Source organism: Methanospirillum sp. (assembly GCF_028679455.1).
In the GTDB taxonomy this organism is placed as follows: Archaea; Halobacteriota; Methanomicrobia; order Methanomicrobiales; family Methanospirillaceae; genus Methanospirillum.
This window is the reverse complement of record NZ_JAJRBM010000075.1, coordinates 1-4,444: the sequence shown is the minus strand read 5'-3', so window position 1 is coordinate 4,444 and position 4,444 is coordinate 1. Positions and strand designations below refer to the sequence as shown.

Annotated in this window: 7 protein-coding genes; 6 read left to right on the top strand and 1 reads right to left on the bottom strand. The window is 42.5% G+C overall.

Annotated features, from left to right (window positions below; translation table 11 throughout):
• Window positions 1–16: 16 nt before the first annotated feature.
• The 6 genes from LUQ50_RS02425 to LUQ50_RS02400 all read left to right on the top strand — a co-directional run bounded on the left by LUQ50_RS02425 (window position 17) and on the right by LUQ50_RS02400 (window position 3,785).
• Window positions 17–115 (top strand): hypothetical protein, encoded by a 99-nt coding sequence (locus tag LUQ50_RS02425; protein ID WP_300035641.1) that lies wholly within the window; start codon window positions 17–19, stop codon window positions 113–115.
• A 289-nt stretch (window positions 116–404) separates the two neighbouring features.
• A complete protein-coding gene (locus LUQ50_RS02420; RefSeq protein ID WP_300035638.1) occupies window positions 405–1,055 on the top strand; it encodes a hypothetical protein in 651 nt (216 codons plus the stop codon).
• 26 nt (window positions 1,056–1,081) lie between these two features.
• A complete protein-coding gene (locus LUQ50_RS02415; protein ID WP_300035635.1) occupies window positions 1,082–1,729 on the top strand; it encodes a hypothetical protein in 648 nt (215 codons plus the stop codon).
• Complete coding sequence (locus LUQ50_RS02410) at window positions 1,726–2,334, top strand: hypothetical protein (protein ID WP_300035632.1); 609 nt, start codon at window positions 1,726–1,728, stop codon at window positions 2,332–2,334. Before LUQ50_RS02415 ends, LUQ50_RS02410 begins: the two co-directional genes overlap by 4 nt.
• Window positions 2,331–2,984: a hypothetical protein gene (locus tag LUQ50_RS02405; protein ID WP_300035629.1), complete on the top strand. Its 654-nt coding sequence runs from the start codon at window positions 2,331–2,333 to the stop codon at window positions 2,982–2,984. Before LUQ50_RS02410 ends, LUQ50_RS02405 begins: the two co-directional genes overlap by 4 nt.
• A gap of 45 nt (window positions 2,985–3,029) precedes the next feature.
• A complete protein-coding gene (locus LUQ50_RS02400) occupies window positions 3,030–3,785 on the top strand; it encodes a hypothetical protein (RefSeq protein ID WP_300035627.1) in 756 nt (251 codons plus the stop codon).
• A 472-nt stretch (window positions 3,786–4,257) separates the two neighbouring features.
• Here the strand turns inward: LUQ50_RS02400 and LUQ50_RS02395 are convergent.
• Window positions 4,258–4,444 (bottom strand): hypothetical protein (locus LUQ50_RS02395; protein WP_300035624.1); only part of this gene is annotated, 187 nt, incomplete at its 5' end.

Below are 4,444 nucleotides of genomic sequence, written 5' to 3'. Positions count from 1 at the left end.
CCGGACCAACGAGCCGATAAAAAGCAGGTTTGAAGTCCTCCCAGACGGGAAAGGGCTGAAATGCCAGTACTGCGACGCAGTGATAACAAAAGATCTGACGAGTTATATCATCTGATCCAGGATTGTTGGTGAAGGACCCGACAGCCACCGCAGACAGATCTTTTTTTTTGATCTTATTCTATTACTGAATTTCCCAGAGGCAGCTCGGTTTTTTCGGAGAGAGAGAACCATTTTTGAGATTATGCATTTGAGGCATTATTGCCGCTTGAAAAATTTTAATTACATTAAACTCTGTAAAAAATAAAATAAAAATGTTTTTCAATGAGATATAATCAATGAACTGTTAAAGAGACAGAGCAGTGATGTCGGTTTACACTAAATGGGAGATATTTCCGGGCGATTGAATGAAATTCAGTTTGAAACTTCTGTTTGCCGGGCTGGTATTCGCCGTTCTTCTCATCATGCCGGCTATGGCAGAAGTAAATATCACCACGCTGGCAGATGGCAGTACGAAATTCTCGAACGGGACATACTGGATCATCTGGGAGCCCATCGGGCCTCACGTTGTCGGAGATTCGTTCTTTGTTAATGGGACGACAAATCTCTCGGCAGGTACTAAATTATATTATACGTATATGGCAGAAAATTGGGATACCTGCCATACGAAAATCTGTAAAGGCCCCTATTATTATACGTTGGATGGACTTGCAGCTGTGGAATCCAGAGTCGCTGCTTCTCCCAATACAATTTCACTATTGATCAATACGACGGACTTCAAAAGTGATAATTATTCACTCATATTTGGTATGTATTCATCAAACACATCAGCAGAATACGATGCTTTTGCCGGTCCCGGTGGTTTTGGAAGCGTAAATAATCTTAATCTCTTATCCGCTCTTGCAACCCCAAATACGACCGGGTTCCCGGTGGTGACACCACCGGCTAGTACAGCTCCCCCCACATCGAAGAGAGCTCCAGTTCCAATATCTGTGACATTTGGTGCCATTTTGGGATCTGCAGTCATGGTCAGAATAATGAAACAGAATGGGGAGTAACCACCCTGACTCAGGAGAGGTGAAAAATGACAACAAACGGGAGACTTCTGCTTGCCGGGCTGGTACTCGCCGTTCTACTCATCATGCCGGCTATGGCAAAAGTAAATATCACCACGCTGGCAGATGGCAGTACGAAATTCTCGAACGGGACGTACTGGATCATCTGGGAGCCCATCGGGCCTCACTTTGTCGGAGATTCGTTCTTTGTTAATGGGACGACAAATCTCTCGGTGGGAACCCAGTTAGATTATATGTATCGGGCGGAAAATTGGGATACCTGTCATATGAAAATCTGTAAAGGCCCATTTACTACATTGGACGGATTTGCAACAGTGGAATCCGGATCCGCTGCTTCTCCCAATACTATTTCAATATCGTTCAACACAACAGACTTCAAAAGTGATAATTATTTTTTTATATTTGCGATTTATTCGTCAAATACATCCGCAGAATACGATGCTTTCGCCGGCCCTGGCTTCGGAATTGCAAATAATCTCTTATCCACTCCTGCAACCCCAAATACGACCGGGTTCCCGGTGGTGACACCACCGGCTAGTACAGCTCCCCCCACATCGAAGAGAACTCCAGTTTCCACGATCGTGATTTTTTACGCTCTCCTGGGGTGTACAGGTATCGTCATGATGATGAAAAAAAGAAGGATGAAACTCGAATGACACCGCACCGGAGATTTTTGCTTGCTACCCTGATGCTCACGGTAATGATCATCCTACCGGTGACAGCAGAAATAAACTTTACAACCCTGCCGGATGGCAGTACAAAAATCTCGAATGGCACCTACTGGATTGCCTGGGAACGTATCGGCCCTCACATTGTCGGAGATACGTTCTTTGTTAACGGGACGACAAATCTCTCGGCGGGAACCGAAATAGATTATACATTTGGAGCGGTTAGTGCCGATTACTGTCATACGAAGATTTGTAATAATACGTATGGGGGAGCCGGCGGATCACTAATCATTCAACCCGGAACAGACGGCTCCCCAAATATTACCTCGATATTGATCAACTCAACAGGTTTCAAAAGCGATGAATATTATTTCACATTTATGATCATTTCTTCAGCTGTACCGGCAGAATACGACGCTTTTGCCGGTCCAGGGTTTGGCTTCACGAATATTTCATTGTTCTCATCATCTAGTAATACAGTTCCCCCCACATCGAAGAAAGCACCAGTTCCAATTATTGTGACTTTTGGTGCTCTCCTGGGGTGTATTGGTATTAGCCTGATGCTAAAAAAAAGAAGGAGAAATCTCGAATGACACCTCACCGGAAATTTTTGCTTGCAATCCTGGTGCTCATGGTATTATTCATCGTGCCAGCTATGGCGGAAGTAAATATCACGACACTGCCAGATGGCAGTACAAAATTTTCAAACGGGACATACTGGATTACATGGGATTACACAGGGCCCCATGTTGTCGGTGACCAGTTTTTCATCAATGCAACGACAAATCTTTCTGCTGGAACGACATTAGAATATTCATTTTCTGCGGCTACTGCTGATGCTTGTCATTTTAAAAACTGTAATCATCCTATTTGGGCGACTGACGGATTAATAACCGTTGAGTCTGGAACCGCCATCTCGCCAAATATCACTTCGATACTGATCAATTCAACAGGCTTCAAAAGTGATAATTATTATTTCTCATTTATGATGATTTCCTCAAATGTGTCAACAGAATATAATGCATTTCCTGGCCCCGGTTATGGGATAGTGGATATTTCATCATTATCACCGTCAATGCAGAATATAACGCAATTAACGCAATCACAAACTTCGATAGCATCACCACTTACAACAGATAACACACGCATGAGATCTCCTCTCCCAATAACCTTGACACTGGTTGCACTTCTTGGGTGTATTGGCATCGTCTTGATGATGAAAAAACAGGAACAATTCCCATGATCCACAAAGGTGGAAAAAATGAAAGGATTGTGTAATGTTATTATCATGGCAATTTTGGTATTCCTGTGCATAGGAATGGCTGTAGCCCTTGCCGGCGCACAAAATGTTACCTTAAGCGAATCTTCCCCGGGAAATCCCATTTCTATAGACCTGAGTTATCCTGAAGAGGGGGATGTGGTTTATTTTGATGTTGTTCCCGCTTATCTGACGGTTGAAGGAAAAATATTTGCTCGGGAGGGAATACGCAATATAACAATCACAAATGGCGTGAATTCGGTTGAATGTGATAAGAATTACGGGACATATTACAACCTTTCGTGCAAATTCCCATTGCATCTTTCAATGACAAATCATACAACAATTATTGTCACCGATATGTTGGGAAATTCTGCATCAGAAACACGGAATTTCACCACATATGGCGGAATCCCTCCACCAGATGCTGTTGCAATATATGGAAATGTTCTGGATTTAGAGGGTAATCCGGTTTCCAATGCAACAATTATCCTTGAATCAAGTGATATTCACGGTTCATTTACAGTAATTACGCGGTCGAGACCTGATGGAGGGTACCAAAAATGGACGCATGGGGACATACAAAAAATCACTGTTGAAAAAACTGGTTATTCTTCGGTGTATGGGTCATACATTATGCAACGAAGCAACCGGATTAACTTTACACTTTCACCTTTAAGTAAATCCACTTCTGGTTTTGATGCAGTTTTGTGTTTATCGGGTATCTCATTGAGTTTGATAGTTGTTTTCCTGCGAAAAAAGGACACAGCTAGGAGGAAATTATGAAAAATTTGTTTTGCTTAGTTAGTATCGCAATTGTCCTGGTTTGTACAGGAAATGTATGGGCTGCAGAAACTGGTGTGAATCAATCAAATTATTCAGCCATTGAGAATGTGCGGACGAATTCAATTGTTCCACAGGAACCTGATAACGGGCTGGATATCCAAAACACTACTCAGTTTCTTGAATATTGGAACGAAAAGATGAACTGGGGATTATCCCAAAATCAGATCGATAATTATTCGATTAAAGTAAGGGACCAGATTCTCAGAAATTTAACGACTAAAGATAACCAATGGTTCCATATCCAAAATGTAACCAGATTTAATGAAGATGTGGGATCGATCATCGGGTTGACCGATCAACAAATTACTGCATTCATTGCTGAATACAGGAAACAAGACATAATTGATCGTCAAAACTATGATCATGCATATCAGGCTCCTGAAAATGAGGAATCCCAAAATGTGACCGGATCTCAGGTGGCGACACCACCGAATAGTACAGCCCCCCCAACATCGAAGAAAGCACCAGTTCCAATATCTGTAACATTTGGTGCCATTTTGGGATCTGCAGTCATGGTCAGAATAATGAAACAGAATGGGGAGTAACCACCCTGACTCAGGAGAGGTGAAAAATGACAACAAACGGGAGACTTCGGCTTG